This window comes from Blastococcus sp. MG754426, assembly GCF_021699055.1.
Classification (GTDB): domain Bacteria; phylum Actinomycetota; class Actinomycetes; order Mycobacteriales; family Geodermatophilaceae; genus Blastococcus.
In genome coordinates, this window is the sequence record NZ_SSXC01000002.1 from 87,551 (window position 1) to 112,223 (window position 24,673).

Here is a 24,673-nt window from a genome sequence, read left to right on the forward strand (position 1 = left end):
GCACCGGCCGACCTGCCGACCCGCACCCGAGACGTCAGTACGGCGGTGGCGTCGTCGAGGCCGCCAGACCGCTGGGCGTGGTCACGGTGAGGGTGCCGTCGGGAGCGAGGTGGTGCTGGCAGCCCGGGGCCTGGTGCTTGCCCCGGTGGTGCGGGGTGCAGTAGCCGACCAGGTTGGCCGCGCTCGTCTCGCCCTCGGGCCAGGGGCGATCGTGGTCCAGTTCGCCGCGCCTGGGGACCGGTCGACGGCAGCCGGGTTGCCGGCACCGGCGGTCGCGGGCGCGCAGGAACCGGTCGAGCCGCGCGCCCGGCCGGTACCCGTCGGTCGGCGGCGGAGCGCCCAGGCCCGGTAGGCCGCTCAGGTCGTGGGTGCAGCTCGCCCCGGCCCGCCGGCACGCGCTGTCGCCGCACCGGGAGCGCCGACGGAGCTCGTCGGCGTCGGTGAGCGCCACCAGCGCGCCGGTCAACTCGTCGACCAGGGCGATCCGCGGGCGGTCGACCAGTCCCCCGCCACCGGTCCGGTCGAGCAGCTCGGCAAGCGCGCGCCGCTGGGCGTCGGTCGCGGCACCGAGCGCGCCGAGCGCGTCCGGCGCCGAGGAGGACCGCCCCGCCGAGCTGTCCCGCCGGGCCGCCTCGTCGGTCGAGTCGGCCACCTCGGCGGCGTCCACGGCGCGGCGCGCCTTCCCCACCGCCCGCTCCAGGTCGAGCAGGACCGCTCCTGCGGCCTCGATCGCGCGGTCGGCCGCCGCCCACGAGCCGGGCTCGGGCGCGGGGGCGTCGGCGAGCGCACGCCCGGAAGCGGGAGCGGGCGGACGCCCGCCCGCATGGGCGTCCTCGAGCTCGGGGGATGGTCCGGGTTCCGGTTCGAGCCAGGGTTCGGGTTCGGGACCGGGCTCCGTCCACGGGCCGTCGTCGGCACACCAGGCCGGCTCCACCCACGGGAGCAGATCGATCTCAGCCGGCATCGCGTTCCAGCGCGCCGACTCCGCCAAGAACCTTACCTGAACCTCCGGCGGCGGGTCCTCCTCGCCGCCCCACTCCTGCAGGACGAGGGCCTCGGTGGCCGCCCACCAGTCGGCGAGCTGCTCCTCCTCGCTCGGGTACCAGTCCGCAGCACGCGCGCCTGGGGACACCGTCGGCTCGGCATCAGGGGCGTTGCCCCCGGCGGGCGCCACGGTGGGGCCACCGGTCGTGCCCGCAGCGGGAACCGGATCGCTTTCCGAGGGAGTGGTCGCATCCGCAGCGGTGTCTGCGTCCGCGGCGGGGGAAGGTTCCGGCGCGGCGGGAGAAGGTTCCGGCGGAACGGCCACCTCCGGAGCCGGGACGTCGGGGACGAGGCCGAATGCGCGAGCCAGGGCCCGCACCATCTCGGCCGGCACCACCTGGCCGTTGACCTCCCCCGGCTGGTCGCCACCGAGCAGGGTGCGCACGCCCGCCACCAGGGCGAGCTGGGCCTGCACGGGCGGCAGGCCGTTCTCGCCCGGCCGCAGCACCAGGTCGAGCAGGCAGTCGGCCATCTTCTGACCGCGGGTGCGCTGGTCGTCGGGCGTGGTCTCCAGGGCGTCGGCATAGCGGCCGAGCGCGTCGAGGAGCGCCTGGGCCTCCGGCACGGAGAGCAGCGCGCTGAGCACCGCCGTCCCGTCGGTGGTGCCTGGCCGGACCGAGATCCCGCGCTCGCGGAGCGCGCGGGTCAGCCGGCCGGCGGCGTCCCGGGCATCCCGGCGGAGCACCACCCGGCGGGCCTTGTCGCCCAGCTGGGCGGGGGTGGTGACCCGCCCGGCCGCCCAGGCGAGCAGCTCGGCCTCCACCTCGGCGCGGATCTTGGCGTCGGCGATCGGCGCGACGGTGCCGAGCATCGGCCACAGGTGCCCCTCGTGCAGCAGCCCTGCCTCGAGCGCGTCCAGCGTCCGCGGCAACCGGTGCACCAGCGTGAGGGACCGGGTGAGCAGCGCCTCGGCCGCCTGCGAGGTGCGGGACAGGCCGAGGACGAGCTCCTGCGTCGCCCACTCGCTGACGCCGGACAGCACCTCCGCACGCGACGCCCGGCGGTCGGCGCTCATGGCGCCCGGTTCGCCGGGCTGGCGGTCAGCTGAGGAGGGCCGGGTCGCGGCGAACTCGGCGATCGCCCGCGCGCGCAGCGCGGTCTGACGGGCGATCTGGCGGTCGGCGGCCTGGACCACCGCCAGCGGGCCGGTGGCCCACCCGGCCGCCGGCGCCACTGGCTCCGTGACCCCTGCCCGCTCCTCATCCACCATGGATCGAACATACGTTTGACCTCTGACAGTTCCGGCGTCAGCGAGCCCGCAGGTCCAGCCCCATCAGCACCTCGTCCCGGCGGTCGTCCACGCCGATCTGGAGCGCACCGGGCCAGCACCCGGTCACGGTCCACCCGTGACGGCCGTAGAACGACTCCAGGCCCATCCCGCCCCGCACCTCGAGCCGCAGCGCGTCCAGACCGAGGTCGTCCCGTGCCGCACGGGCCACCTCGCCCATCAGCGCGCCACCGACCCCCGACCCCCGGGCGGCCGGCGACGTCTGGACGTGCGTCACCCGGGCCCAGTGCGCGGCGACCGGGTCGGCGTTGCCCGTGAGGACCAGCCAGCCGGCCACCCCGCCGTCGCTGAGCGCGACGAGGAGCCTGCGCAGCCGCGGGTCGAGCCCGGAGCCCAGGCGGTCGACCACCGGCGCGACGACGTCGTCGTCCACCGGGACCTGCCGGGCGAAGCCGACCGCTCCCCCGCCGTTGACCACGTCCCGCCAGCAGCTGACCAGGTCCGCCCGCAGGGACGGGCTCACCTGGTCCGGCGCGGTCAGCCAGCGGAGCGGGGGCACCGGCGGCGACTGTCAAGCCCTCACGATGCGGCCGGGGGCGCCTGGGGACACCGGGGCCCGCGGGAGTGACGAGCCGGTCCGTTCGGGCCATGACAGTCACCACAGCAGCCGGACCGCGGTCCACGAAAGCGCTGGTCAACGGCCCACCGGGAGGCCGCCATACGTGGCGACGGCGGGGGCGCGCCGGAGGGGCCCGTTGGGCGTGTTGCCCGGCCGCCGATCAGAATGGGCCCCGACATGGCGACTGCAGCAGCAGCGGCGGCCCGGGCCCCGCAGACGACCAGCCGACCGCTCCGGGCATGGCAGCAGGCCGCCCTCGCGCAGTACGAGGAGGCCGCCCCCAAGGACTTCCTCGTCACCGCTACGCCGGGCGCCGGGAAGACGACGTTCGCCCTGACGCTGGCCGCCCGGTTGCTCTCGCGGCGGGAGGTCGCCCGCGTGGTCGTCGTCGCCCCCACCGACCACCTGCGGCTGCAGTGGGCCGAAGCCGCCGATGCGATGGGCATCGTCCTCGACCCGAACCTCACCAACGCCGTCGGCCCGGTGCGCGCCGGCACCCAGGGGTACGTGACCACCTACGCCCAGGTGGCCGGCAAGCCGATGCTGCACGCCGCCCGCGCCACCGCCGTGAAGTCGCTGGTGATCCTCGACGAGGTGCACCACGCCGGCGACGGCCTCTCCTGGGGCGAGGCGGTCGAGGAGGCCTACGGCATGGCCGCGCGCCGGCTGTGCCTCACCGGGACGCCGTTCCGCACCAAGCCCGACGAGCGCATCCCCTTCGTCCGGTACGAGGAGGACACCTTCGAGGGCGAGGCCGGCGGCCTGGTCAGCCGCGCCGACTACACCTACGGCTACAAGGAGGCGCTGGCCGACAACGTCGTCCGCCCGGTCGTCTTCGCCGCCTACACCGGCACCTCGCGCTGGCGGAACTCCGCCGGGGAGGTCGTCGCCGCGTCGCTGAGCGAGGCCGGTACCAAGTCGGTGGAGATGCAGGCCTGGCGCACCGCGCTGGACCCCAGGGGCCAGTGGGTGCCGCACGTCATCGCCGCGATGGACGACCGGATCACCCACCTGCGCGAGGAGGGCGGCATGCCGGACGCGGCCGGGCTGATCCTCGCCAGCGACCAGGACGACGCCCGCGACTACGCGAAGATCGTGCGGCGGGTGACCGGCAAGGCGCCGGAGCTGATCCTCTCGGACGACCCGAAGGCGTCGAAGAAGATCGAGCGGTTCGCGACCGGCTCGGCCCGCATCGCCGTCTGCGTCCGCATGATCTCCGAGGGCGTCGACGTGCCGCGCGCCGCCGTCCTCGCGTGGATGACCTCCTACCGGACGCCGCTGTTCTTCGCGCAGGCGGTCGGCCGCGTCGTCCGGTCCCGCTCCCCGCACGAGTCGGCGACGGTGTTCCTCCCCGCGGTGCGCCCGCTGCTGACGCTGGCCGCCTCCATGGAGGAGCAGCGCAACCACGTCATGCCGCCGCCGAAGACGGTCCAGGGCGACGAGCTCGACCTCGAGCCGCTGCCGCCCAAGGAGAAGGACCCCGACGGCATGAAGCAGTGGGAGGCCCTGGAGGCCGACGCCCGCTTCGCGCACGTCCTCCACGGGGGGACGGCACACACCGGCGAGGGCCGCGCGGCGACCGTCGTCGCACCCGAGGAGGAGGACTTCCTCGGCATCCCGGGCCTGCTCACCCCCGAGCAGACGGCGTCGCTGCTGGCCAAGCGGGACGAGGAGCTGCGGCTGCGCATCGCGCAGAGCCACCGGGACGACGCCGACGACTTCATGGTCGTCGAGGACCACCCCGACGAGGACGACGCCGGCCGCTCCTGGCGCGATGCGGCGGAGCTGCGCCGGGAGATCAACAAGCTGGTCAACCGCGTGGCGGCGCGCACCTCGCAGCCGCAGGCCGTGGTGCACACGCAGCTGCGCCAGCAGGTCCCCGGCCCCCCGTCGGCGTCCGCGTCGGTGGATGTCCTCCGAGCCCGCCGGGAGCGCCTCCGCACGATGCTCTGACCGAGGTGTGGGCGGTAGCTGCCCGACGGGCCTCCTGATCTGCGGTCACCGCTCAAGGGCCACCGCTCGGGTCCGCCGGCGCTTCGGGCCGGAGGCACACCGGGAGTACCGTCTCCCGATGGAGACGGTAGAGGTGCACGGCCTCCGCCTGGCATACCGCCGTACCGGCCACGGGCCAGCCGTGGTGTTCGTCCACGGCGGCGCCGAGGACGGTCGCGCCTGGACACCGCAGCTCGACGCGCTCTCCCGCGAGTTCACGGTGATCGCCTGGGACGAACCCGGCGCCGGGCGATCCGAGGACATGCCGGACCAGTTCGGCCTCTCCGACTACGCCGACTGCCTCGCGGGGATGATCCGCGCGCTCGGGGTCTCGCCCACCTCGCTCGTCGGCCTCTCATGGGGCACGACCGTGATCCTCGAGCTGTACCGACGGCACCCCGCGGTGATCCGGAGCATGGTGCTGGCTGACGGATACGCCGGGTGGCGGGGTTCGCTGGGCGCCGAGGAGGCCGACGCCAGGTTGGCCCTCGTGCGCGCCGCGCTGACCGAGCCGGCTGAGGCATTCGATCCGACCCTGCCCGGGCTCTTCGCGGGTGATCCACCCCCGCCTTTCGTGCCGCTCCTGAACGCGATGGCGGCGGACGTCAGACGCCGCAGCATGTTGATCGCCCTCACCGCTATGGCACGGGCCGATCTCACCGACGTCCTGCCGACCGTCCAGGTGCCCACCCAGTTGATCTGGGGCGCCCTCGATGCGCGGTCGCCGCTGTCGGTGGCACGCGAGTTCGAGCGCCGGATCCCTGGAGCTCGCCTGGCGGTCATCCCCGATTGCGGACACGTCAGCAACCTCGAGGCACCGCACCTCTTCAACGAGATCGTTCGCGGCTTCCTCGACAGCCAGCGCTGACGGCCGAGCCGCCGGGCAGGGGGGCGCGATGGGGGGCACGCCCGGTGACACCGCGCGCACCGCAGCCAGGTGGCGTCCGCTGTGCCGCGAAGCCGCTGCGTCGCGCTCGCGCCCCTCCGAGGTCCGCTCGCCGCGATCGGTCAGGGCACCGGCAAGAGCCCGCGCTGGGCGGCGATGGCCACGGCCTCGGTGCGGCCGTTCGCGCCCAGCTTCGCCAGGATGTTGCTGACGTGCACGCTGGCGGTCTTCTCGCTGATGTAGAGCTCCGCGCCGATCTGCCGGTTGGTGCGGCCCTTCGCCAGCAGCGCCAGCACCGACTGCTCCCGCGGGGTCAGCACCGCGGCCGGGTCGACCAACCGCACCCCGGGCAGGTCGACGTCGAGCCGGCCCCGGCGGACCAGCGCCTCGACCGCCTCGCGCAGCGGCGTGGCACCCAGCCGGACGGCGACCTCGTGCGCCGCGCGGGCCTCCACCGCGGCGCCGGCCCGGTCGTCGGTGGCCAGCAGCGCCTCGGCCAGCCGCCGCCGCGACCGCGCCTGCTCGTAGACGTGGCCGTAGCCGAACGCCTCGGCGGCGGCCTGCCACAGCTCGGGCGCGGCCTTCCCGGCCAGGCGGGCGTGCTCGGCGTCGACCCGCGCCCGCCACGCGAGGCCCTCGACACCCATCCCGCCGACCGACCGCTCGAACACCTCGACGGCCGACCGGGCGATCTCCACGAGCTCCTCGCCGCGGTGCACCCACCCGTCCGCCGTCACGCGGTCCCCCACCAGCCGGGCGGCGGCCGCGGCATCGGCAACCGCGCCCAGCGCCGTGGCGACCAGCCGCAGCACGCCCAGGTGGTCGAACCGCCACACCTCGCGCAGCCGGGCGCTGGTCGCGATCGCGACGTCCACCGCCCGCGCCGCGTCGCCCGCCCAGGCGGCCAGGTCGATCTCCGCCGCGCCGGTGACCAGCGAGAGCAGGTAGTGGGCGTTGACCCGCTCGACCAGCGACCGCGCCCAGGCCAGCCGGTCCCGTGCCGCCGGGTCACCCCGGCCGACCAGCACGAGCAGCGCGGCGGCGCGCACGTGCGCCGCCATCTCGGGCACCCGCGCCAGCGCGTCGGCCTCGGCCAGGCTCGCGTCCCACTCCCCCACCGTGTACAGCGCCGTCACCCGCAGGTGCCGCAGCCCGGCCGGGTAGGTGGCCCACTCGACGCCCAGCGCCCGGGCCCGCTCGGTCGCCTCCCCGGTGAGGGCCACCGCGCCCGGCACGTCCCCGGCCTCGAACCGGTCGACGGCGAGGTTGAACCAGGCCCGCATCTCGACGTCGACGTCGCCCGAGCGCCGCCCCCGCTCCAACGCCTCGCCCAGCCGACGCCGCACCCCCTCCACGTCCGCGGCCGGCCGGGACCGCACCTGCGAGACGGCGGTGTCCGACCACGCGGCGTCCAGGCCGAGGACGTCGGCCGCCGCGAGCGCCTCCTCCGCGGCCGCGTCGCCCTCGGCGAGGAGGTTGAGGCTGAAGCACATGCGCGCGTGCGTGGCCGCCGCCCACGTGCGCAGCTCCGACGGCGGCTCGGCCGGGACCAGCGCCATCGCCGCGCTGCTCTCCCGGTAGCCGCCGGTGTGGTCCTCGATACGCACCAGGGCCTGGGCGAGCGTGTAGTGCAGCCGCGCCCGGGTCCCCGGGTCGCCGTCGGGCCCCACCAGCTCCAGCGCGGCGCGCAGCAGCCCCGCGGCGCGGTGCAGCTCGCCCGACGTGCGGGCCGCGGCGGCCGTCTCCACCAGCAACGCCACCTGGTCGCGGCCGGCCCGCCCGGCCGCGTCGGGCACCGCCGGCCACAGTGCGAGCGCTGCCTCGAGGTGCTGCAGCTGCTCGGCGGGCGCGCCGACGGCGCACGCGTCGGACGCCGCCTCCAGCGAGGCGCTGAACGCGCCCGGCAGGTCGTTGCTCTCCCGCGCGTGGTGCGCCCGCTCGGCGGCGGTGCCGGCGTCGGCGTGCGCGGCCAGGTAGCCGGCGATCGCCGCGTGCAGCCGCACCCGCTCGCCGGGCAGCAGGTCGGTCAGCACGGCCTCCCGCAGCAGCGCGTGCCGGAAGCGGTAGCGGCCGTCGTCGGAGACGACGAGGAGGTGGTGGTGCACCACCTCGGCGAGCGCCCGCTCCAGCTCGTCGGGCGCCAGCTCACCGATGGCGGCGACCAGCTCGTGGCGCACCCGCCGCCCCGCCACCGCGGCCACCCGCAGCACCCGCTGGGCGGCCGGGGAGCGCTGCTCCACCCGCGCCAGCAGGACGTCGGCCAGCGCGAGCGGTAGCGCCTCGCCCTGCAGCCCGGCGGCCAGCAGCTCCTCGGCGTAGAAGGCGTTGCCCTCGGCGCGGGCGACGACGTCCTCCACGGCGCTCTGCGGGAGGTCGGCGCTCGCCAGCCCGCGGACCAGGTCGCCGACGGCCGCGTCGGGCAGCGGCGCGAGGTCGAGGCGCTCGACGCCCGGCAGCCGCACCAGCTCGGCCAGCAGCGGGCGCAGCGGGTGCCGGCGGTGCAGGTCGTCGGCGCGGTAGGAGGCGACGACGGCGACCGGCTCGTCGACCAGCCGGGCCAGCAGGTAGCGCAGCAGGTCGCGGCTGGACCGGTCGGCCCAGTGCACGTCCTCGAGGACGACGAGCAGCGGGCCTGCGGCGGCGAGCTCGCACAGCAGCGCGGCGACCGACTCGAACAGCTGCAGCCGCCCGTCGTCGACCGGCTGCGGCGCGGCCCGGTGCGGCAGCGGGCGGCCGAGGTCCAGTCCCTCGCCCGGCGGCGGCACGGGGACGACCGCGCCCGGGTGGCCGGCGAGGAAGCCGGTCAGGACCGGGTTCGCCCGGGCCGCCGGCACCAGCTCGGGGTCGGCGGCGAGCGGGCGGAGGAGGTCGACGAAGGGCAGGTAGGGCAGCCCGACGTCGCCGAGGTCCACGCAGTGCCCGGTGAGCACCCGCAGCCCGCGCGCGGCCGCCTCCCGGCCCAGCTCGTCGAGCAGGCGGGTCTTGCCGACGCCGGCGTCGCCGGCCAGCAGCGTCGCGCACGCCCGGCCGGCGGCGGCCCGCTCCACCTGCGCGAGCAGGCGGGCGAGCTCCTCGGCCCGGCCCACCAGCGGGGCGTCGTCCCAGCGTGACACGGCTGGGATCGTGGCACGCGGGGGTGACCGATCGCGGCCGGTCCCACCCGGCCGGGGTGCGCTCAGCGCGAACGCCGGTGCCGGCGGAGCCAGGAACCCCGCCGGGTGCCGGTGGTGCGGCCGATCCCCTGGAGGACCTCGCGGCGGTAGGCGAGCTCGGCCTCGAGGCCGGGGTTGGGGTAGGTCATCGTCGTCCCTCTCTCGTCGGTGGTGACACGAGGAACGGTCGTGCTGAGGCCGGGGGCCGGGCATCGGGCGGTCACGCCGTCCGCGGTGGGGACGCACACCTAAGGGGCCCTCAGCCGCCACCCGTCAGGGTGACACCGGGGCCGGGACGCGGTTGACCGGCCGGCTCGCGGGAACCGCTGCCCTCGCGAGCCGGCGCCCCGCCGGCCGCCACCGGAGGAGTTCGTCATGCGACTCGGAACCGCCATCGTGCTGCTCGCCCTCGGCGCGATCCTCACCTTCGCCCTGCGCGTGGACGTCAGCGGCGTCGACCTGCAGGTCGTGGCCTGGATCCTGATGATCGTCGGAGCGCTCGGGATCGTCCTCGAGCTCGCCGTCTGGGGGCCGCGCCAGCGCCGGGTGACCCGGACCGACGCCTACGGCGACCCGGGTGGTGCACCGGCCCGCCGGAGCACCACGGAGGAGACCTACTGAGCGACGCGCGGACGACGAGAGCCCCCGCCCGGGCAGGGCGGGGGCTCTCGTCGGTTCAGGTCCGGACCGGATGACGGCCGCCTCGCGGCGATAAGCACAACACGGCTCCAGGCCCCCGACCGAGGTCGGGGCGGTAGTCCGTGAAGGCGTAACCAAATGGCACCCGGGGGCACGATGCACCCGGCCCGGACTCGTCCCACCGTACGCGCCGGACGTACCGGCGTCATGTCGCGGGACGTGGCCGTGGACACGGGCTCAGCGCCGGTGGGGACGGCACCTGGCCGCGGTGCGACGCGGAGCGTCGCGGGTCAGTTGAACCCGCGCTCGTCCTGCTTGAGGGCCGTGTCGACGGTCAGCGCCGCGGCGATGACCATGCTCGCCAGCGGCTCGGGCAGGCGGTAGTGCACCAGGACGACGTAGCGGTCGGCCGTGGTGAACATGATGCGGGCCAGGCCCTCCCACTTCTTGGTGATCCGGGCGATCTCGACACCGGCGGCGTCGGTGATGGCGAAGTCCCACGCCCGCCAGTTCTCCGCCTGGATCGCCCCGACCAGCGCCCCGTCGGCCACCAGGTCGAAGCGGATCCTCCCGAAGACGTTGGCCTGCACGATCTCGCCGACCGGCGCCCCGTCGGGTCGCTCGACCACCACCCGCGACCTCACCAGCTTCGCCGGCCGGGTGAGCACCAGCACCGGCCCGCGGGCGTCGCGCACCTCCAGCCGGTGGGTCAGGAACTGGTCGAGGTTCGAGACGAAGCGGACGGCCTTGCGGAGCCCGCTCTGCCCGACCTGGACGACGGCACCGATCTGCTGCCCGTTCCCGTCGAGGACGGCGTACTCGTTGGTGAGCTCGACGAGCTTGGTCCTCTGGTTCACCAGGAGGACCGGCTGGTCGTACAGCGACGGCCCGGCCGCCGGCGGCGGCGCCGCGGGCTGCTGCACGTGCTCGCTCCAGCCCTGGCCGTCCCACCACCGGGTGCCGGGGCCGCCGGCGGGATCGGGGTACCAACCGGGCGGCGGGGGCTGCGTCACGGCGGTGAACCTAGCGCCGCTGCCCCGCGGGGCCGCGCGGCCGGCGTGCCAGACTCCGAACCGTGGCCGAGCTGACCGACGTGGAGGCCCGCGTCCTCTCCGCCGTCGACGAGCAGTGGGCGGTGGACCGGCTCGCGGCGATGATCGCCGTCCCGTCGGTGGGCGGCTCGGCGGCCGAGAGCGAGGTGCAGCACCTGCTCGCGGGCTGGCTGGACGAGCTGGGCTGCGACGTCGACTGCTGGCCGGTCGACCTCGCGGAGGCGGCGACCGCCGCCGACGCCCCCGGCCAGGAGGTCGTGCGCACCGAGGCGTGGGGCGTGGTCGGCACCACCGGCGGCGAGGGCACCCCGGCGCTGGTGCTCTCCGGGCACACCGACGTCGTCCCGGCCGGCGACCCGGGCCTGTGGGCCGGCGACCCCTTCGTCCCCCGGTTCGCCGACGGCGCGGTGCACGGACGCGGGGCCTGCGACATGAAGGCCGGCGTCGTCGCCACGCTCGCCGCCGTGCACGCCCTGCGGACGGCGGGGGTGCGGCTGGCCCGGCCGCTGGCCGTGCACGGCGTCGTCGGCGAGGAGGACGGCGGCCTGGGCGCCTGGGCCACCCTGCGCCGTGGCCACACCGGCGAGCTGTGCGTGATCCCGGAGCCGACGGCGCAGGCCGTGGTGACCGCGCACGCCGGCGCGCTCACCTTCCGGCTGGAGGTCACCGGCCGCGCCGCGCACGCCGCCATGCGCGACCGCGGGGTGAGCGCCGTCGAGCTGTTCGCGCACGTGCACGCCGCGCTGCGGGAGCTGGAGGCGGAGCGGCAGCGCGACGCCGACCCGCGCTTCGGCGACGCCCGCTTCCCGTACGGCATCTCCATCGGCCGGGTCCGGGCCGGCGACTGGGCGAGCTCGGTGCCCGACCGGCTGGTGGCCGAGGGGCGGTACGGGGTACGCATCGGCGAGCCGGTGGAGGCGGCGCGCGCGGCACTGGAGACCCGGCTGGCGGAGGTCTCGGCGGCGCACCCGTGGCTGGCCGGGCACCCGGTGCGGCTGACGTGGGTCGGCGGCGCGTTCGCCAGCGGTCAGCTGCCGGCCGGGCACCCGCTGCTGCCCGCCGTGCGGGCCGCGGTCGTCGACGCCGGCGGGCCGCCACCGGTCGAACGCGCCCTGCCCGCGGGCACCGACCTGCGGCTCTACGCCGCCAGGGGCGTCCCGACGCTGCACTACGGGCCGGGTGACCTCCACCTGGCGCACGGCCCGCAGGAGCAGGTGCCGGTCGCCGAGCTGGTCACCGCTGCCCGGGCGTTCGCGCTGCTCGCCCTGCGCACCTGCGGGGTCCGGTGAGCGGCCCGGTCGGGTTCGAGGCCTGGGCCGCGCTGGCCGGGGACTCCCCCATCTCGCGCACCGAGTGGGCCGCCGTCGTCGCCGCCTGGAGCGAGCCGCACCGCCGCTACCACGACCTCGCGCACCTGGCGGCCGTGCTCGGGCTGGTCGAGCGGCTCTCCGCCGACGCGCCGGACCCGGCCGCCGTCGCCCTGGCCGCCTGGTACCACGACGTCGTCTACGACCCGCTGCGCGCCGACAACGAGCAGGTCAGCGCCGACCGCGCCCGGGCCGGGCTGCGTGGCCTCGTGCCGGAGGAGCGGGTGGAGGAGGTCGCCCGCCTGGTGCTGCTCACCGCCGCGCACGACCCCGAGCCGGGCGACGTGAACGGTGCGGCGCTGTGCGACGCCGACCTCGCCGTCCTCGCCGCGCCCCCGGCCGCGTACGCGGGCTACGCCTCCGCGGTGCGCGCGGAGTACGGGCACCTCTCCGACGAGGACTTCACCGCCGGGCGGATCGCGGTCCTGGAGCGGCTGCTCGAGCTGCCCCGCCTCTACCGGCTGCCCGCGGCCGCGGAGTGGGAGCAGCCGGCGCGCGCGAACCTGACCGCGGAGATCACCCTGCTGAGGCAGCGGGCCGGCGAGGCTTCCGGAGCCTGAGCCCCGCCGCGAGCAGCCGCTGCAGCAGCTCCCGGGAACCCACCGGCAGCGCCCCCGCGGCGACCGCGACCTCGTAGAGGTCCGCGGGGACGTCGTAGTGGTCGCCCTGGAACGCCCGGCGCGGGATGCCCAGCTCCACGGCGACGAAGGCGTGCAGCTCCTCGTAGGAGACGTCGCTGACCAGGTGCGACCACATCCGCCCCCGCCACGGCCACACCGGGGAGTCGATCAGCACCGCCACGGCGAGCAGTGTGCCGGGCCGCGACTAGCGTCTGCCCGGTGAGTGCAGAGATCCGCTGGGGAATCGTCGGGCCGGGCCGCATCGCGGAGAAGGTGGTGGAGGACTTCGCGGTCGTCGACGGCGCCCGCGCGGTCGCCGTCGCCTCCCGGTCGCAGGAGCGCGCCGACGGGTTCGCCGCGCGGCACGGCCTGGAGCGGGCCTACGGCTCCTACGGCGAGATCCTGGCCGACCCCGACGTCGACGTCCTCTACGTCGCCACCCCGCACCCGCACCACCACCAGTTCGCGCTGGCCGCGCTGCGCGCGGGCAAGGCGCTGCTGGTGGAGAAGGCGTTCACCGCCACCACCGCCGGGGCCGCCGAGGTGGTCGACCTCGCCCGGGAGAGCGGCACCTTCGTCATGGAGGCGATGTGGACCCGGTTCCAGCCGGCCGTCGCCAGGCTGAACGAGCTCGTGGCCGACGGCGCGATCGGCGAGGTGCGCTCGGTGCAGGCCGACCTCGGCGTCTCCCGCGAGTACGACCCGGTCGACCGGCTGTTCGCGCTGGAGCTCGGCGGCGGAGCCCTGCTCGACCTGGGGGTCTACGTCGTCTCCTTCGCCCAGATGCTGCTGGGCACGCCCGACCGCGTGGTCGCCACCGGCTCGCTGTTCCCGTCAGGAGCCGACGCGGAGGCGGCGATCCTGCTGGGCTGGGAGGACGGCCGCAACGCCGCGCTCACCACCTCGCTGAAGTACGCCCTGCCCGGGACGGCCCGCGTGGTGGGGACGACGGGCTGGATCGACGTCGTCCCCCGCTTCCACCACCCGCAGACGATCGTGCTGCACCGCGACGGCGCCGAGCCCGAGGAGATCACCCGCCCGCAGACCGGCGCCGGATACGCGCACGAGCTGGCCGAGGTGACCGGGTGCCTGCGCGCCGGCCGCACCGAGAGCCCTGCGATGCCGCTGGCCGACACGCTGGTGGTGCAGGATGTGCTCGGGCAGGCCGCCGACCAGCTCGGGGTGCGGCACGCCGAGGCGGTCGACGTCCTGTGATCGTGGTGACCGCGGCCGGCGGGTCCACCGGCACCGCCGCCGTCCGGGCCCTGCTGGCGCGCGGCGAGCAGGTGCGCGCCGTCGTGCCGTCGCGGAAGCCGCGGCCGGAGCTGGACACGCTCGGCGCCGAGGTGGTCGTGGGTGACCTCACCGGCGACCTGTCGGACGCGCTGGCCGGTGCGGACGCCCTGTACCTGATCTGGCCGAACTTCGACCCGGGCGAGGCCGCCGGGGCCGCCGCCGTGCTCACCGCGGCCGCCCGCGCAGGGGTGCCCCGGCTCGTCTACCACTCGGTGCTGCGCCCGCAGGCCCGCGCGATGCCGCACCACGCCGCCAAGGACCTCGTCGAGGAGGCGCTCGACGAGGCCGTCGCGGGCACCGGGGCGCGGTGGCGGGTGCTGCAGCCCTGCGCGTACGCCGACAACCTCGACGGGCAGCTGCCCGGGGCGGTCGACAGCGGAGAGCTGCGCAGCCCGTGGGGCCTGGAGCGGGCGCAGTCCTTCGTCGACCTCCGCGACGTCGCCGAGGCGGCGGCCGTGCTGCTCACCGAGGACGGGCTGGACAGCGGCACCTTCGAGGCAGTGGGCCCCGAGGCGCTCACCGCCCCGGACGTCGCCGCGCTGCTCGGCGAGCGGGCCGGCCGGCCGGTCACCGCGGTCGACGTCCACGCCGAGGACGACGGGACCTACGCCGGCCGCTGCCGCACCACCATGTTCGACTGGTACCGGGCGCACGGCTTCACCGGCAGCCCGCGCGTGCTCGCCGCGCTGCTCGGCCGGGCGCCGCGCACGTTCGCCGAGCACCTCGCCGAGCGGGTCCCGGCGGGCGCCTGACCGTCCCCCGACCGGGTGGCTCGCCTGCAGCTGCCACCGCCACCTGCCGATGGGGAACGGGAACGGCCGTACCGACGGCCATCCTCCCGAGGGGACGACACCCATGGCACTGCTCGAAGGTCTGGCCGCGCTGGCGGCGAAGTTCGCCGGCGCGAGCACGGTCGCCCAGGTGGCGACCGGCGTCGGCATCGCCACCGCCGGCGTCACCGGCGCCGGCGCCGTCGGCGTCCTGCCGACGCCGGTGCAGGACGCCGTCGCCGGCACGGTGGAGACGGTGACGCCGTTCGAGCTCCCGAGCTCGGACGACGACGCCACGACCGACGGCGCCACGGACGTCGACGTGGAGGCGACCGAGGACACCGCCGACCCGGAGGTCGTCGACGACGGGGACACCGAGGACGGCGCGCCCGAGGACGGGACCACCGAGGACGGGACCACCGAGGACGGCGCGCCCGAGGACGAGACCACCGAGGACGAGACCAGCGCGGAGGAGACCGGGCTCCGCGGCCTGGACAACGCCATCGCGCACGCCGACGAGCACGCCCAGGGAGCACTGGCGGCGGCTCAGGCCCGCCAGGCGGCCCACGACACGGAGAAGGCCGCGCGGGACGCGGCCCGGGAGGCGGAGAAGGCCGCCCGCGACGCGGCGAAGGCCACCCGCGGCGTCCCCACCCCGGTCGAGGAGCCGGTCGAGCAGGCCGACGGCGCCGGCACCGCGCAGCCCGCCGACCAGGGCCGGGGCAAGCAGGGGCGCGGCGGCAACTGACCGGCCGGGTCAGCCCGGGGGGACCTCCACCGGTGCCCATGCCAGGCCCGTCGCCTCGGCGGCCGTGGGCACGCGGGTGGGCGTCCCCCCGGCGCGGCGCACCGCCTCGGCAAAACGCACCGCGTCGATGACCGCGGCGCAGCCGGGGTCGTTGTTGAAGTAGACGAGGACGTCGTCGTCCCCGTAGGCGGCCACCAGCCGGTCGGCCCACAGCTGCAGCGTCTGCGGGCGGTACCCCCAGCCCTCGAACCCGTGGTGCAGCCGCAGGTAGCCCCAGCCGGCGGTCCGCCAGAGCGGCGCCACCGGCTGCTCGTCGCGGTCGGCCCAGCACAGCGCCGCGCCGTAGCGCTCCAGCAGGGCGCGCACCTCGTCGGTCCACCAGGACTCGTGCCGCGGCTCGACCGCCACCCGGGCGCCGGCCGGGAACTGCGCCAGGCAGTCGCGCAGCAGCTCCGGGTCGGCCTTCAGCGTGGGCGGCAGCTGCAGCAGGACCGTGTCCAGCTTGGGCCCGAGCCCCTCGGCGCGGCCCATCAGGCGGGCGACCGGCTCCTCGGGCTCGCGCAGCCGCTTGATGTGGGTGAGGAAGCGGCTGGCCTTGACCGCCCACCGGAAGTCCGGCGGGGTGCGCTCGCGCCACTTCTCGAACGTCTCCCGCTCGGGCAGCCGGTAGAACGCGTTGTTGCTCTCGACCGTGGCGAAGTGCTGGACGTAGTGCTCCAGCCAGAGGCGCTGGGGCAGCTTGGGCGGGTAGAAGGCGCCGCGCCAGTCGCGGTACTGCCACCCCGAGGTCCCGATGATCACCGCCATCCCCCGCCGCTACCCCGCGCCGCGGTGACTGACGCGGCACCGACCCGCGCCCCCGTATTGGGGGACGGGCGCACCCCTCTGCTCGGGTGCTCCTCCCCCGGGATACGGACGACCGTGGCCCGCACCAGACCTGCCCGCGACGGGGTGGGCACGGCGGGAACAGCGGAGCGCGCGATGATGACTACACGACCGACCCGGAACCCTGGTCGCGGAGGAGCGCACCGAGCCGCGCCACTCCCCGGCCCTCGAACGACGCGGAGGCGTCTGTTGGCCGGGGGGCTCGGCGCCGCCCTGACCACCAGTGCGATCGTCACGCTGGCCGCCACGGCCGAGGCGGGCACACCACCGCTGGGCCCGGGGAACATCGAGGCGTTCCCGGCCCGGGACATGGTGGCGATCGACGGCTACGCCGAGCAGGCCGGCCAGACGGCCACCGTCACCGCGACCCGCGACGGTCAGGTGATCGGCCGCGGCACCGGCACCGTGGACGCCAACGGCTTCCTCGAGTTCAACCACGCGGGCGCCGCGTGCTGGGGCCCGCTCGACCCCAGCGACCCGAGCACCGCTGTCACCCCCGACCTCAGGGGTGGCGACCGGATCGACGTGTCCTTCAGCGACACCGCGTTCAGCGACGGCATGGTGATCGCTTCCTCGGTCATCACGGGGTACACGACCACCGGACCGGACGCCTCGGGCGCCTACTCCGTCACCATCGAAGGGACCTACGGCGCCGACGTCGATCTCAACCGCTTCATGGTCGAGGTCGTCAACCCGGACATGCGCGAGGAGCCCGGCGGCATCGAGGACCGGGCCATCTCCTGGGATCCGACCCTGGCCGACGGCGAGACCAACGGCGGCAGGGGGTACACCGCCGTGGGGACGGCGGCGGACGGCGCATTCTCGGCCACCTTCGGCGGGCTGTCCGAGGCCGACCAGCAGCACGTGGCCGCCGGTGAGCACGTCGTCCTGAGCTGGATGGCGGACCACCCGACCGTGGAGCAGCAGCTCGGCCTCACCCTGTGGGAGAGCGGTCAGGTCAACGGCCCCGGCGACCCGTCGTGCCCGCCCGGGGCGGCCGACGGCATGCCGGTGCCTCCCACCACGGCCGACGTGACCGGCCTGTCCGCGGGCGGGACCGGGTTCACCGTCACCTGGCCCGTTCCCCAGCAGCCGGTCGACGCCCCCGCCGTCAGCCAGTACCGGGTATCGGCCTACGACGCCGCGACCGGTCAGGAGGCCGCGATCCGCACCACCGGCACCACGGCCACGTTCCAAGGACTGGACGGGTCCAAGAGCTACGAGCTGCTCATCGAGGCGTTCAGCGGCACCGTCGTCCCGTTCGACGGCCGGTGGAGCGAGCCGGCCCCGCTCGGTTCGGTGGACCTCGCCACAGGGGCGTACACGCCGCGGACCTCACCGGGCGCCGGGGACGGTGGTACGGGTGGGGAGACCCCGCCGCCCACGTCCGCGGAACCGACCGGCGTGACCGCCACGGCCACCGGGACGACCTCGGTGGACGTGAGCTGGACGGCCGCGCTCGACGCCGTCTCCTACGACGTGAGCCTGACTCCGCCCACCGGTGACGCCGTCACCCAGACGGGCATCACCACCACGACCGCCTCGTTCGCCGGGCTCACAGCGGGCACCACGTACGGCGTCTCGGTCACCGCGGTCGACAGCGCCGGAACCCGCACCACCTCGACCGAGACGGTGTCGGCGACCACGCTGAGCGACGCACCGAGCAGCACGACGGTGACCCGCGTCGTCGGTGGCCACGAGCGCGTCACGATGGAATGGCTCGCGGCCACCGCGGGCAACCCGGCTGCTCCGGTGACCGGCTACGAGCTCTCGGCCACCCCGGTCAACGCAAACGGCACGCTCGGGACGCCGGTCACGGCCACGGTCGGCGCCGTCACCACCGGCACGATCACCGGCCTGAGCAACGGCACCACGTACGACCTCGACGTGGTGGCGCTCGCCGGGGAGTCGAGGGGCTCGGCGGCGACCTTCGCCGACGGCCACCCCGGGACGGTGGTGCCGAACGACGTCCTCACCGTCGGCCGGGCCCAGTTCCGGGACGACCGGAACGAGTACCGGATCACCGGCACTGCCCAGGACACCACCGCCAACACCGTGACAGTGCGGCTCAGCACCGGTGAGCTGGTCGCGCAGAACGTGGCGGTCACGGCCGACGGCGCCTGGTCGATCAGCACCCGCAACGGCCCGCAGGCCACGCCGACGGCGACGCTGACGGTGACCTCGTCCTCCGGGGGGAACCTGACCGGGGTGCCGATGGAACGCCGCTGAGCACCGCGGTCGCGGCAACTGCCGCGGCCACGAGCGGGCACCCGAGGGCCCGTCACCACACCGGTGGCGGGCCCTCGGCGCGTCCACGCCTGCTGCCACCGCGACCGGCAGGACGCCGTCGCCCTCCCCTTTTGGGGGGTGCCCGGCCCCCACCCCTCGGCTGCCTCGCGCCACCCGGCTCCACAACCGTGAGCACGTTCCCTCGACCGAGGCGACCACTGCTCACTGCGGAGACAGCCATGACCAGGACAGGACCGACCACCGAGCGTGGTCGCGGAGGAGGGACCGGACCGGTGTCCTCCTCCGCGGCCGGAGCGCTCCGCACCCCCACCACCAGAGCCCGCCGCGCCGCGCTGGCGGGCGGCCTCGCCGTCGTCACCGCCGCGGGGGTCGTGACGACCCTCGCCGGTGTGGCGAGCGCCGGCACGCCGCCGACCGGGCCGGGCAACATCGAGGTCTTCCCCGATCGGGACATGATCGCGATCGAGGGCTACACCGCCCAGGCCGGCCAGACCGCGACCGTCACCGTCCGGCGCGGCGGCCAGGTCGTCGGGACCGCCACCGGCGAGGTCGACAACACCGGCTTCCGGGAGTGGAACCACGACTCGGCGAGCTGCTTCACCGACGTCACGCCCGACCTGCAGGCCGGTGACGAGGTGTCGGTGTCCTTCAGCGGGTCCCCCCTGGTCGACGGCATGACGGTCAGCTCGGCGCAGATCACCGAGATCACCGCCAGCGACCCGGTCGAGGGCAACGCCAACTCCGTGACGATCAGCGGCACCTACGGCCCCGAGGTCAGCCTCGACCGCTTCGCCGTCGAGGTGGTCAACCCGACCATGCGGGACGAGGGCGCCATCGGCGAGCGGGCCATCGGCTGGAGCCCCAACGAGGTGCCCGACGAGGTCCCCACCGGCTACACGGTCTCCGGCACCGCGGCGAACGGCGAGTTCTCCGTGACGTTCGCCGACATGTCGGCCTCGGACCAGCAGCTGGTGTTCGAGGGCCAGGCGGTCGCGCTGAGCTGGATGGCCGACGCCACCACGGTCGAGCAGCAGCTGGGCCTGACCCTCTCCGAGTACGGCCTGGCCAGCGGCGGTGCCCCCGGCTGCCCGCCCGGACCGGACGGCGCGAAGCCCCCGGTCAGCGAGTACTCCACGGTGTGGAACGCCGACGGGACCGCGGCCACGGTCACCTGGGCCGCCGCGACGCCGGTCCTCGGTGGCGACGCGGTCACCGGCTACAGCGTGACCGCCGTCGACCAGGCCACCCAGCGGCAGGAGGGCTACCGCGTGGGTGCTGACGCCACCCAGGTCGTCCTGGACGGGCTCACCGGCGGCGCGCTGTACGACATCGAGGTCCGCTCGATGGTCGGCACCGAGATGGGCGCTCCCTTCGCCCTCGCCGGCACCACCTCGCCGCCGCCCCCGGACGGCGGGACCGACACCACCCCACCCGTGCTGACCACCGACCCGGTGCTCGACCCGGCCACCGCGGTGATCGCGCCCAACCGGACCCTGACCCTGTCCGCGGACGAGGGCACGATCTACTACACGGTCGACGGTTCGGCGGTCACCACGGAGGAAGGCGGCAACGTGCCGTCCTCCACGGCGGTGCTGTACCAGCAGCCGATCCCGATCACGGCCGACAACACCGCCGTCGCCATCGCGGTGATCGACGCCGCCGGCAACGCCACGCACGCCTCCGGCCTCGTGTCGCCCGCCCCGGTCGCCGAGGCGGTCACGCCCACGGGCTTGGCCATCACCAGCACCAGCGGCGCGGGTCCCGACCCGGCCGCACCGCAGGGCCGGGTCAGCCTCGGCTGGAACCCCGTTCCGGACGCGGTGTCCTACCGGGTGCGGGTGTTCCTGCGCACCGATGCGACGGCCACGACGGCACTCACGGTCACGCCGATGCCCGAGCACGACGTCATCGTCACGGGCACCACGGCGGACGTCACCGGCCTGGCCAAGAGCGCGGACGGCCAGCGGTACCTGTTCCGGGTGCAGTCCCGCACCGGGACGACGACGCCGTACAGCACCTTGTCGGCGCCGGTGAACCACCGGGTCGTCGGTGACGACATCGCGATCGGGCTGGCCCAGTTCCGGACCGGCGACGAGTTCCGGATCGACGGGTCGGGCACCGTGCCCGGCGCGACGATCACGGTGCACCGCACCAACACCGCGGGCACCGGGCCGGCGCTCAACCCGATCGCCGGGTACCCGACCGGTGTCGTCGGTCCGATCGAGGCCCCCGAGGCCGTCGGCGCCTGGGCGATCACCGTCGACCCGGCTCCGGCGACCGCGCCGACCGAGATCTGGGTCAAGTCGAGCGAGGGCGGGGTCTCCGGCCCCTTCCCGGTCGAGGTGCGCTGACCCGTCGCACATCCCGGGGGCCCGTCACCACACGGTGGCGGGCCCCCGGCCTTGTGCTGGGGTGACCACGAGCTGCGGCACATCGGGCTCCGACGCCTCGTGCGCCGACCGATCTGGCGCCTCTCGTGCGGCGGCCGCCCCGAAGACGCCGACAGGGGCCGGCCCGCTCGCGCGGACCGGCCCCTGCCGGAGGTGGTGCCAGGTGGTCGGACTCAGAAGTCCATGCCGCCCATGCCGCCGTCGCCACCGGGCATGGCCGGAGCGGACTTCTCCGGCTTGTCGGCGATGACGGCCTCGGTGGTGAGGAAGAGCGCCGCGATGGAGGCGGCGTTCTGCAGCGCCGAACGGGTCACCTTGGCGGGGTCGATGATCCCGGCGGCGACGAGGTCCACGTACTCGCCGGTGGCGGCGTTGAGGCCCCAGCCGGTCTCCGAGTTGCGGACCTTCTCCGCCACGACGCCGCCCTCGAGGCCGGCGTTGATGGCGATCTGCTTCAGCGGCGCCTCGAGCGCGACGCGCACGATGTTGGCACCGGTCGCCTCGTCGCCCTCGAGCTCGAGCTTGTCGAACGCGACGGCCGTGGCCTGCGCGAGGGCGACGCCACCACCGGCGACGATGCCCTCCTCGACGGCGGCCTTGGCGTTGCGCACCGCGTCCTCGATGCGGTGCTTGCGCTCCTTGAGCTCGACCTCGGTCGCGGCGCCGGCCTTGATGACGGCGACGCCACCGGCCAGCTTGGCCAGGCGCTCCTGCAGCTTCTCCCGGTCGTAGTCGGAGTCCGACCGCTCGATCTCGCTGCGGATCTGGTTGACCCGGCCGGCGATCTGGTCGGTGTCCCCGGCACCCTCGACGATCGTCGTCTCGTCCTTGGTGACGACGACCTTGCGGGCGCGGCCCAGCAGCTCGAGGCCGGCGGTGTCGAGCTTGAGGCCGACCTCCTCGCTGATGACCTGGCCACCGGTGAGGATGGCGATGTCGCCGAGCATGGCCTTGCGGCGGTCACCGAAGCCCGGCGCCTTGACGGCGACGGACTTGAAGGTGCCGCGGATCTTGTTCACGACCAGGGTCGCGAGGGCCTCGCCCTCGACGTCCTCGGCGATGATGGCCAGCGGCTTGCCCGACTGCATGACCTTCTCCAGCAGCGGGAGCAGGTCCTTGACCGAGCTGATCTTGCTGTTGACGACGAGCACGTACGGGTCGTCGAGGACGGCCTCCATGCGCTCGGCGTCGGTGACGAAGTAGGGCGAGATGTAGCCCTTGTCGAAGCGCATGCCCTCGGTGAGCTCGAGCTCGAGGCCGAAGGTGTTGCTCTCCTCGACGGTGATGACGCCTTCCTTGCCGACCTTGTCCATCGCCTCGGCGATGAGCTCGCCGATGGCGGGGTCGGCGGCGGAGATCGACGCGGTGGCGGCGATCTGCTCCTTGGTCTCGACGTCCTTGGCCGTGGAGAGCAGGTACTCGCTGACCGAGGCGACGGCCTTCTCGATGCCCTTCTTCAGGGCCATCGGGTTGGCGCCGGCGGCGACGTTGCGCAGACCCTCGCGCACGAGAGCCTGGGCGAGCACGGTGGCGGTGGTGGTGCCGTCACCCGCGACGTCGTCGGTCTTCTTCGCGACCTCCTTGACGAGCTCGGCCCCGATCTTCTCCCACGGGTCCTCGAGCTCGATCTCCTTGGCGATGCTCACACCGTCGTTGGTGATCGTGGGGGCGCCCCACTTCTTCTCCAGGACGACGTTGCGGCCCTTGGGGCCGAGGGTCACCTTGACGGCGTCGGCGAGGGTGTTCATGCCCCGCTCGAGGCCGCGGCGCGCCTCTTCCTCGAAGGCGATCATCTTGGCCATGTGGTGATGTCCTCCATGCGTTGATCGCTGCACGGCCGGGTGCGGCGCCCGCGACGGACGACACCAGCGGTGCGGGCGCTCCTTCGGCCCGCGCGCCGGTGCCTCACCGACCGACCTGATTGGCACTCAAAGGGTACGAGTGCCAGGCCCGAGTCTGGCACTCGGGGCGGGTGAGTGCAAGGAACGCCGGAGGCCCGGCCCCCCGCTGGGGGGACCGGGCCTCCGATCGGTGCTGCTGGGTGGTCCTCAGGCGCTGCGGACGGCGTCGGCCTGGGGGCCCTTGGCACCCTGGACGACCTCGAACTCGACGCGCTGACCCTCGTCGAGGCTCTTGTACCCGTCCATCTGGATGGCCGAGTAGTGGACGAAGACGTCCTGGCCGCCGTCGACGGCGATGAAGCCGAAGCCCTTCTCGGCGTTGAACCACTTCACGGTGCCCTGTGCCACGTGTGCTCCCACGTTTCGTGCGTGCGGACGGTCCCTCTGGATCGGGAGACCGGGCCTAGCTCTTCCGCCCGCATATCACGAACATGGAACTGGATCCGCGCGAGAAGGTACATCAGCGGCGGCCGGGCGCAAGAGCTTCCCCGCCATCGTGTTGCCGGATCGGGCGACCGCGGCCTCAGCCGATGAGCCCGGCGGCCCGCACCGACCTGAGGGAGGGCTCCACCCGGTGCGTCGGGCCGACGACGGGCTCGAGCGGGTCGAGGGTCTTCAGCCCCTCCCCCGTGTTGAGGACGACGGTCTCCTTCGCCGGGTCGAGCCGCCCGCTCTCGACCAGCGTGCGGAGCACCGCGACGGTCACCCCGCCGGCGGTCTCGGCGAAGATGCCGGTGGTGCGGGCCAGGTCGCGGATGCCCTGGACGATCTCGTCGTCGCCCACCCGCGCGACCGCGCCGCCGGTGCGCCGGATCGCGTCGAGCGCGTAGGGGCCGTCGGCGGGGTTGCCGATGTTGAGCGACTTCGCGATCCCGGTGGGCTTCACCGGCTTGACGACGTCCCAGCCGTTGTCGAACGCGGTGGCGATCGGGTCGCAGCCGGCCGACTGCGCGCCGAAGATCGTCCACTCGGTGGCCTCGACGATGCCGGCCGCCGCCAGCTCGCGGAACGCCTTGTCCACCTTGGTGAGCAGCGAGCCGGAGGCCATCGGGATGACCACCTGGGCCGGGATGCGCCAGCCCAGCTGCTCGGCGATCTCGTAACCCATCGTCTTGGAGCCCTCGGCGTAGTAGGGCCGGACGTTCTGGTTGACGAAGGCGGTGTCCTCGAACTCGTCGGTCTCGCCGAGCTCGCTGGTCAGCCGGTTGACGTCGTCGTAGGAGCCGTCGACGGCGACCAGCGTCTGCCCGTAGACCGCCGACTGCACGACCTTGCCGGGCTCCAGGTCGCTCGGGATGAAGACGAACGAGGGCAGGCCGACGCGGGCGGCGTGCGCGGCCACGGAGTTGGCCAGGTTGCCGGTGGAGGCGGCGGCGATCTTCTTGTAGCCAAGGCCCTTGGCGGCGGTCGCGGCGAGGCTGACGACGCGGTCCTTGAAGGAGTGGGTGGGGTTGGCCGAGTCGTCCTTGACCCAGAGCCCGCCGGTGAGGCCGAGCTCGGCGGCGAGGCGGTCGGCGCGAACCAGCGGGGTCATCCCCGGGTCGAGCGAGACGCGGTCGGCCGGGTCCTGGCCCACGGGCAGCAGGGCCACGTACCGCCAGATGTTCTGCGGGCCGGCCTCGATCTGCTCGCGGGTGACGGCCTTCATCAGCTCGGGGTCGTAGTCGACCTCCAGCGGGCCGAAGCACTCGGCGCAGGCGTGCTGGGCGATGAGCCCGAACGTGGCGCCGCAGTTGCGGCAGACCAGCCCGCGCGCGGGACAGGGGGGCACCGGGCCGCCGGCAGCGGAGTCGGCCTGGAGCGATCCGGGAGCGGTGAGGGTCATGCGACGACT

General features: G+C 75.0%; 20 protein-coding genes. 10 read left to right on the plus strand and 10 right to left on the minus strand.

Going from position 1 to position 24,673, the window contains the following annotated elements; translation table 11 throughout:
- Positions 1 to 34: 34 nt before the first annotated feature.
- Positions 35 to 2,254 (minus strand): HNH endonuclease signature motif containing protein, encoded by a 2,220-nt coding sequence (locus tag E9549_RS01920; protein WP_236824883.1) that lies wholly within the window; start codon positions 2,252 to 2,254, stop codon positions 35 to 37.
- A 37-nt stretch (positions 2,255 to 2,291) separates the two neighbouring features.
- Entirely contained in the window at positions 2,292 to 2,831 is a 540-nt protein-coding gene (locus E9549_RS01925; protein ID WP_236824884.1) for a GNAT family N-acetyltransferase, read from the minus strand.
- 237 nt (positions 2,832 to 3,068) lie between these two features.
- On the opposite strand from E9549_RS01925, the gene E9549_RS01930 reads away from it, so the two are divergent.
- Together E9549_RS01930 and E9549_RS01935 are read left to right on the plus strand one after the other, a co-directional pair.
- Complete coding sequence (locus E9549_RS01930; protein WP_236824885.1) at positions 3,069 to 4,844, plus strand: DEAD/DEAH box helicase; 1,776 nt, start codon at positions 3,069 to 3,071, stop codon at positions 4,842 to 4,844.
- A gap of 118 nt (positions 4,845 to 4,962) precedes the next feature.
- Positions 4,963 to 5,751, plus strand: coding sequence for an alpha/beta fold hydrolase (locus E9549_RS01935; protein WP_236824886.1), 789 nt, complete (start codon positions 4,963 to 4,965; stop codon positions 5,749 to 5,751).
- Positions 5,752 to 5,891: 140 nt separating this feature from the next.
- Here the strand turns inward: E9549_RS01935 and E9549_RS01940 are convergent, their stop codons facing one another.
- Positions 5,892 to 8,882, minus strand: coding sequence for an AAA family ATPase (locus tag E9549_RS01940; RefSeq protein ID WP_236824887.1), 2,991 nt, complete (start codon positions 8,880 to 8,882; stop codon positions 5,892 to 5,894).
- A 62-nt stretch (positions 8,883 to 8,944) separates the two neighbouring features.
- Positions 8,945 to 9,070 (minus strand): hypothetical protein, encoded by a 126-nt coding sequence (locus tag E9549_RS23085; protein WP_255714284.1) that lies wholly within the window; start codon positions 9,068 to 9,070, stop codon positions 8,945 to 8,947.
- A 226-nt stretch (positions 9,071 to 9,296) separates the two neighbouring features.
- Here E9549_RS23085 and E9549_RS01945 point away from each other — a divergent pair, with 226 nt between their 5' ends.
- Positions 9,297 to 9,542 (plus strand): DUF6458 family protein, encoded by a 246-nt coding sequence (locus tag E9549_RS01945; RefSeq protein WP_236824888.1) that lies wholly within the window; start codon positions 9,297 to 9,299, stop codon positions 9,540 to 9,542.
- 308 nt (positions 9,543 to 9,850) lie between these two features.
- Here the strand turns inward: E9549_RS01945 and E9549_RS01950 are convergent, their stop codons facing one another.
- Complete coding sequence (locus E9549_RS01950; RefSeq protein ID WP_236824889.1) at positions 9,851 to 10,573, minus strand: phospholipid scramblase-related protein; 723 nt, start codon at positions 10,571 to 10,573, stop codon at positions 9,851 to 9,853.
- A 62-nt stretch (positions 10,574 to 10,635) separates the two neighbouring features.
- On the opposite strand from E9549_RS01950, the gene E9549_RS01955 reads away from it, so the two are divergent.
- The gene (locus E9549_RS01955; protein WP_236824890.1) at positions 10,636 to 11,901 is read left to right on the plus strand and encodes an ArgE/DapE family deacylase; all 1,266 of its coding nucleotides are present in this window, start codon (positions 10,636 to 10,638) and stop codon (positions 11,899 to 11,901) included.
- The gene (locus tag E9549_RS01960) at positions 11,898 to 12,539 is read left to right on the plus strand and encodes a metal-dependent phosphohydrolase (protein WP_236824891.1); all 642 of its coding nucleotides are present in this window, start codon (positions 11,898 to 11,900) and stop codon (positions 12,537 to 12,539) included. Before E9549_RS01955 ends, E9549_RS01960 begins: the two co-directional genes overlap by 4 nt.
- Here E9549_RS01960 and E9549_RS01965 read toward each other — a convergent pair.
- Positions 12,496 to 12,780 carry a DUF4031 domain-containing protein gene (locus E9549_RS01965; protein WP_236824892.1) on the minus strand — a complete coding sequence of 95 codons (285 nt, stop codon included), beginning with the start codon at positions 12,778 to 12,780 and terminating at the stop codon, positions 12,496 to 12,498. The two genes, E9549_RS01960 and E9549_RS01965, sit on opposite strands and share 44 nt — an antisense overlap.
- Before the next feature lie 38 nt (positions 12,781 to 12,818).
- Between E9549_RS01965 and E9549_RS23090 the strand changes: the two genes are divergently transcribed.
- The 3 genes from E9549_RS23090 to E9549_RS01980 all read left to right on the plus strand — a co-directional run bounded on the left by E9549_RS23090 (position 12,819) and on the right by E9549_RS01980 (position 15,413).
- Positions 12,819 to 13,814 (plus strand): Gfo/Idh/MocA family protein, encoded by a 996-nt coding sequence (locus E9549_RS23090; protein WP_236824893.1) that lies wholly within the window; start codon positions 12,819 to 12,821, stop codon positions 13,812 to 13,814.
- Positions 13,811 to 14,647, plus strand: coding sequence for an SDR family oxidoreductase (locus tag E9549_RS01975; protein ID WP_236824894.1), 837 nt, complete (start codon positions 13,811 to 13,813; stop codon positions 14,645 to 14,647). The genes E9549_RS23090 and E9549_RS01975 overlap by 4 nt, the downstream gene beginning before the upstream one ends.
- Positions 14,648 to 14,750: 103 nt before the next feature.
- Complete coding sequence (locus E9549_RS01980; RefSeq protein WP_236824895.1) at positions 14,751 to 15,413, plus strand: hypothetical protein; 663 nt, start codon at positions 14,751 to 14,753, stop codon at positions 15,411 to 15,413.
- 9 nt (positions 15,414 to 15,422) lie between these two features.
- Here the strand turns inward: E9549_RS01980 and E9549_RS01985 are convergent, their stop codons facing one another.
- A complete protein-coding gene (locus E9549_RS01985) occupies positions 15,423 to 16,220 on the minus strand; it encodes a DUF72 domain-containing protein (RefSeq protein WP_236824896.1) in 798 nt (265 codons plus the stop codon).
- A gap of 267 nt (positions 16,221 to 16,487) precedes the next feature.
- Here E9549_RS01985 and E9549_RS01990 point away from each other — a divergent pair, with 267 nt between their 5' ends.
- Both E9549_RS01990 and E9549_RS23945 read left to right on the plus strand, forming a co-directional pair.
- A complete protein-coding gene (locus tag E9549_RS01990) occupies positions 16,488 to 18,527 on the plus strand; it encodes a fibronectin type III domain-containing protein (RefSeq protein ID WP_236824897.1) in 2,040 nt (679 codons plus the stop codon).
- Between the two features lie 293 nt (positions 18,528 to 18,820).
- Positions 18,821 to 20,899 carry a chitobiase/beta-hexosaminidase C-terminal domain-containing protein gene (locus E9549_RS23945; protein ID WP_236824898.1) on the plus strand — a complete coding sequence of 693 codons (2,079 nt, stop codon included), beginning with the start codon at positions 18,821 to 18,823 and terminating at the stop codon, positions 20,897 to 20,899.
- 212 nt (positions 20,900 to 21,111) lie between these two features.
- On the opposite strand, the gene groL is transcribed toward E9549_RS23945, so the two are convergent.
- The 3 genes from groL to thrC all read right to left on the minus strand — a co-directional run bounded on the left by groL (position 21,112) and on the right by thrC (position 24,664).
- A complete protein-coding gene (groL, locus tag E9549_RS02000; protein ID WP_236824899.1) occupies positions 21,112 to 22,740 on the minus strand; it encodes a chaperonin GroEL in 1,629 nt (542 codons plus the stop codon).
- A gap of 246 nt (positions 22,741 to 22,986) precedes the next feature.
- Positions 22,987 to 23,187, minus strand: a complete 201-nt coding sequence (locus tag E9549_RS02005) for a cold-shock protein (RefSeq protein ID WP_040337424.1) — start codon at positions 23,185 to 23,187, stop codon at positions 22,987 to 22,989.
- A gap of 175 nt (positions 23,188 to 23,362) precedes the next feature.
- Positions 23,363 to 24,664 (minus strand): threonine synthase, encoded by a 1,302-nt coding sequence (thrC, locus tag E9549_RS02010; RefSeq protein ID WP_236824900.1) that lies wholly within the window; start codon positions 24,662 to 24,664, stop codon positions 23,363 to 23,365.
- Positions 24,665 to 24,673: the final 9 nt, after the last annotated feature.

Excerpts from the sequence above, each read along its gene's own strand:
- E9549_RS01920 (WP_236824883.1), bottom strand. The coding sequence starts at position 2,254 with ATGGTGGATGAGGAGCGGGCAGGGGTCACGGAGCCAGTGGCGCCGGCG.
- E9549_RS01930 (WP_236824885.1), top strand. The coding sequence starts at position 3,069 with ATGGCGACTGCAGCAGCAGCGGCGGCCCGGGCCCCGCAGACGACCAGC.
- E9549_RS01935 (WP_236824886.1), top strand. The coding sequence starts at position 4,963 with ATGGAGACGGTAGAGGTGCACGGCCTCCGCCTGGCATACCGCCGTACC.
- E9549_RS23085 (WP_255714284.1), bottom strand. The coding sequence starts at position 9,070 with ATGACCTACCCCAACCCCGGCCTCGAGGCCGAGCTCGCCTACCGCCGC.
- E9549_RS01945 (WP_236824888.1), top strand. The coding sequence starts at position 9,297 with ATGCGACTCGGAACCGCCATCGTGCTGCTCGCCCTCGGCGCGATCCTC.
- E9549_RS01980 (WP_236824895.1), top strand. The coding sequence starts at position 14,751 with ATGGCACTGCTCGAAGGTCTGGCCGCGCTGGCGGCGAAGTTCGCCGGC.
- E9549_RS01985 (WP_236824896.1), bottom strand. The coding sequence starts at position 16,220 with ATGGCGGTGATCATCGGGACCTCGGGGTGGCAGTACCGCGACTGGCGC.
- groL (WP_236824899.1), bottom strand. The coding sequence starts at position 22,740 with ATGGCCAAGATGATCGCCTTCGAGGAAGAGGCGCGCCGCGGCCTCGAG.
- thrC (WP_236824900.1), bottom strand. The coding sequence starts at position 24,664 with ATGACCCTCACCGCTCCCGGATCGCTCCAGGCCGACTCCGCTGCCGGC.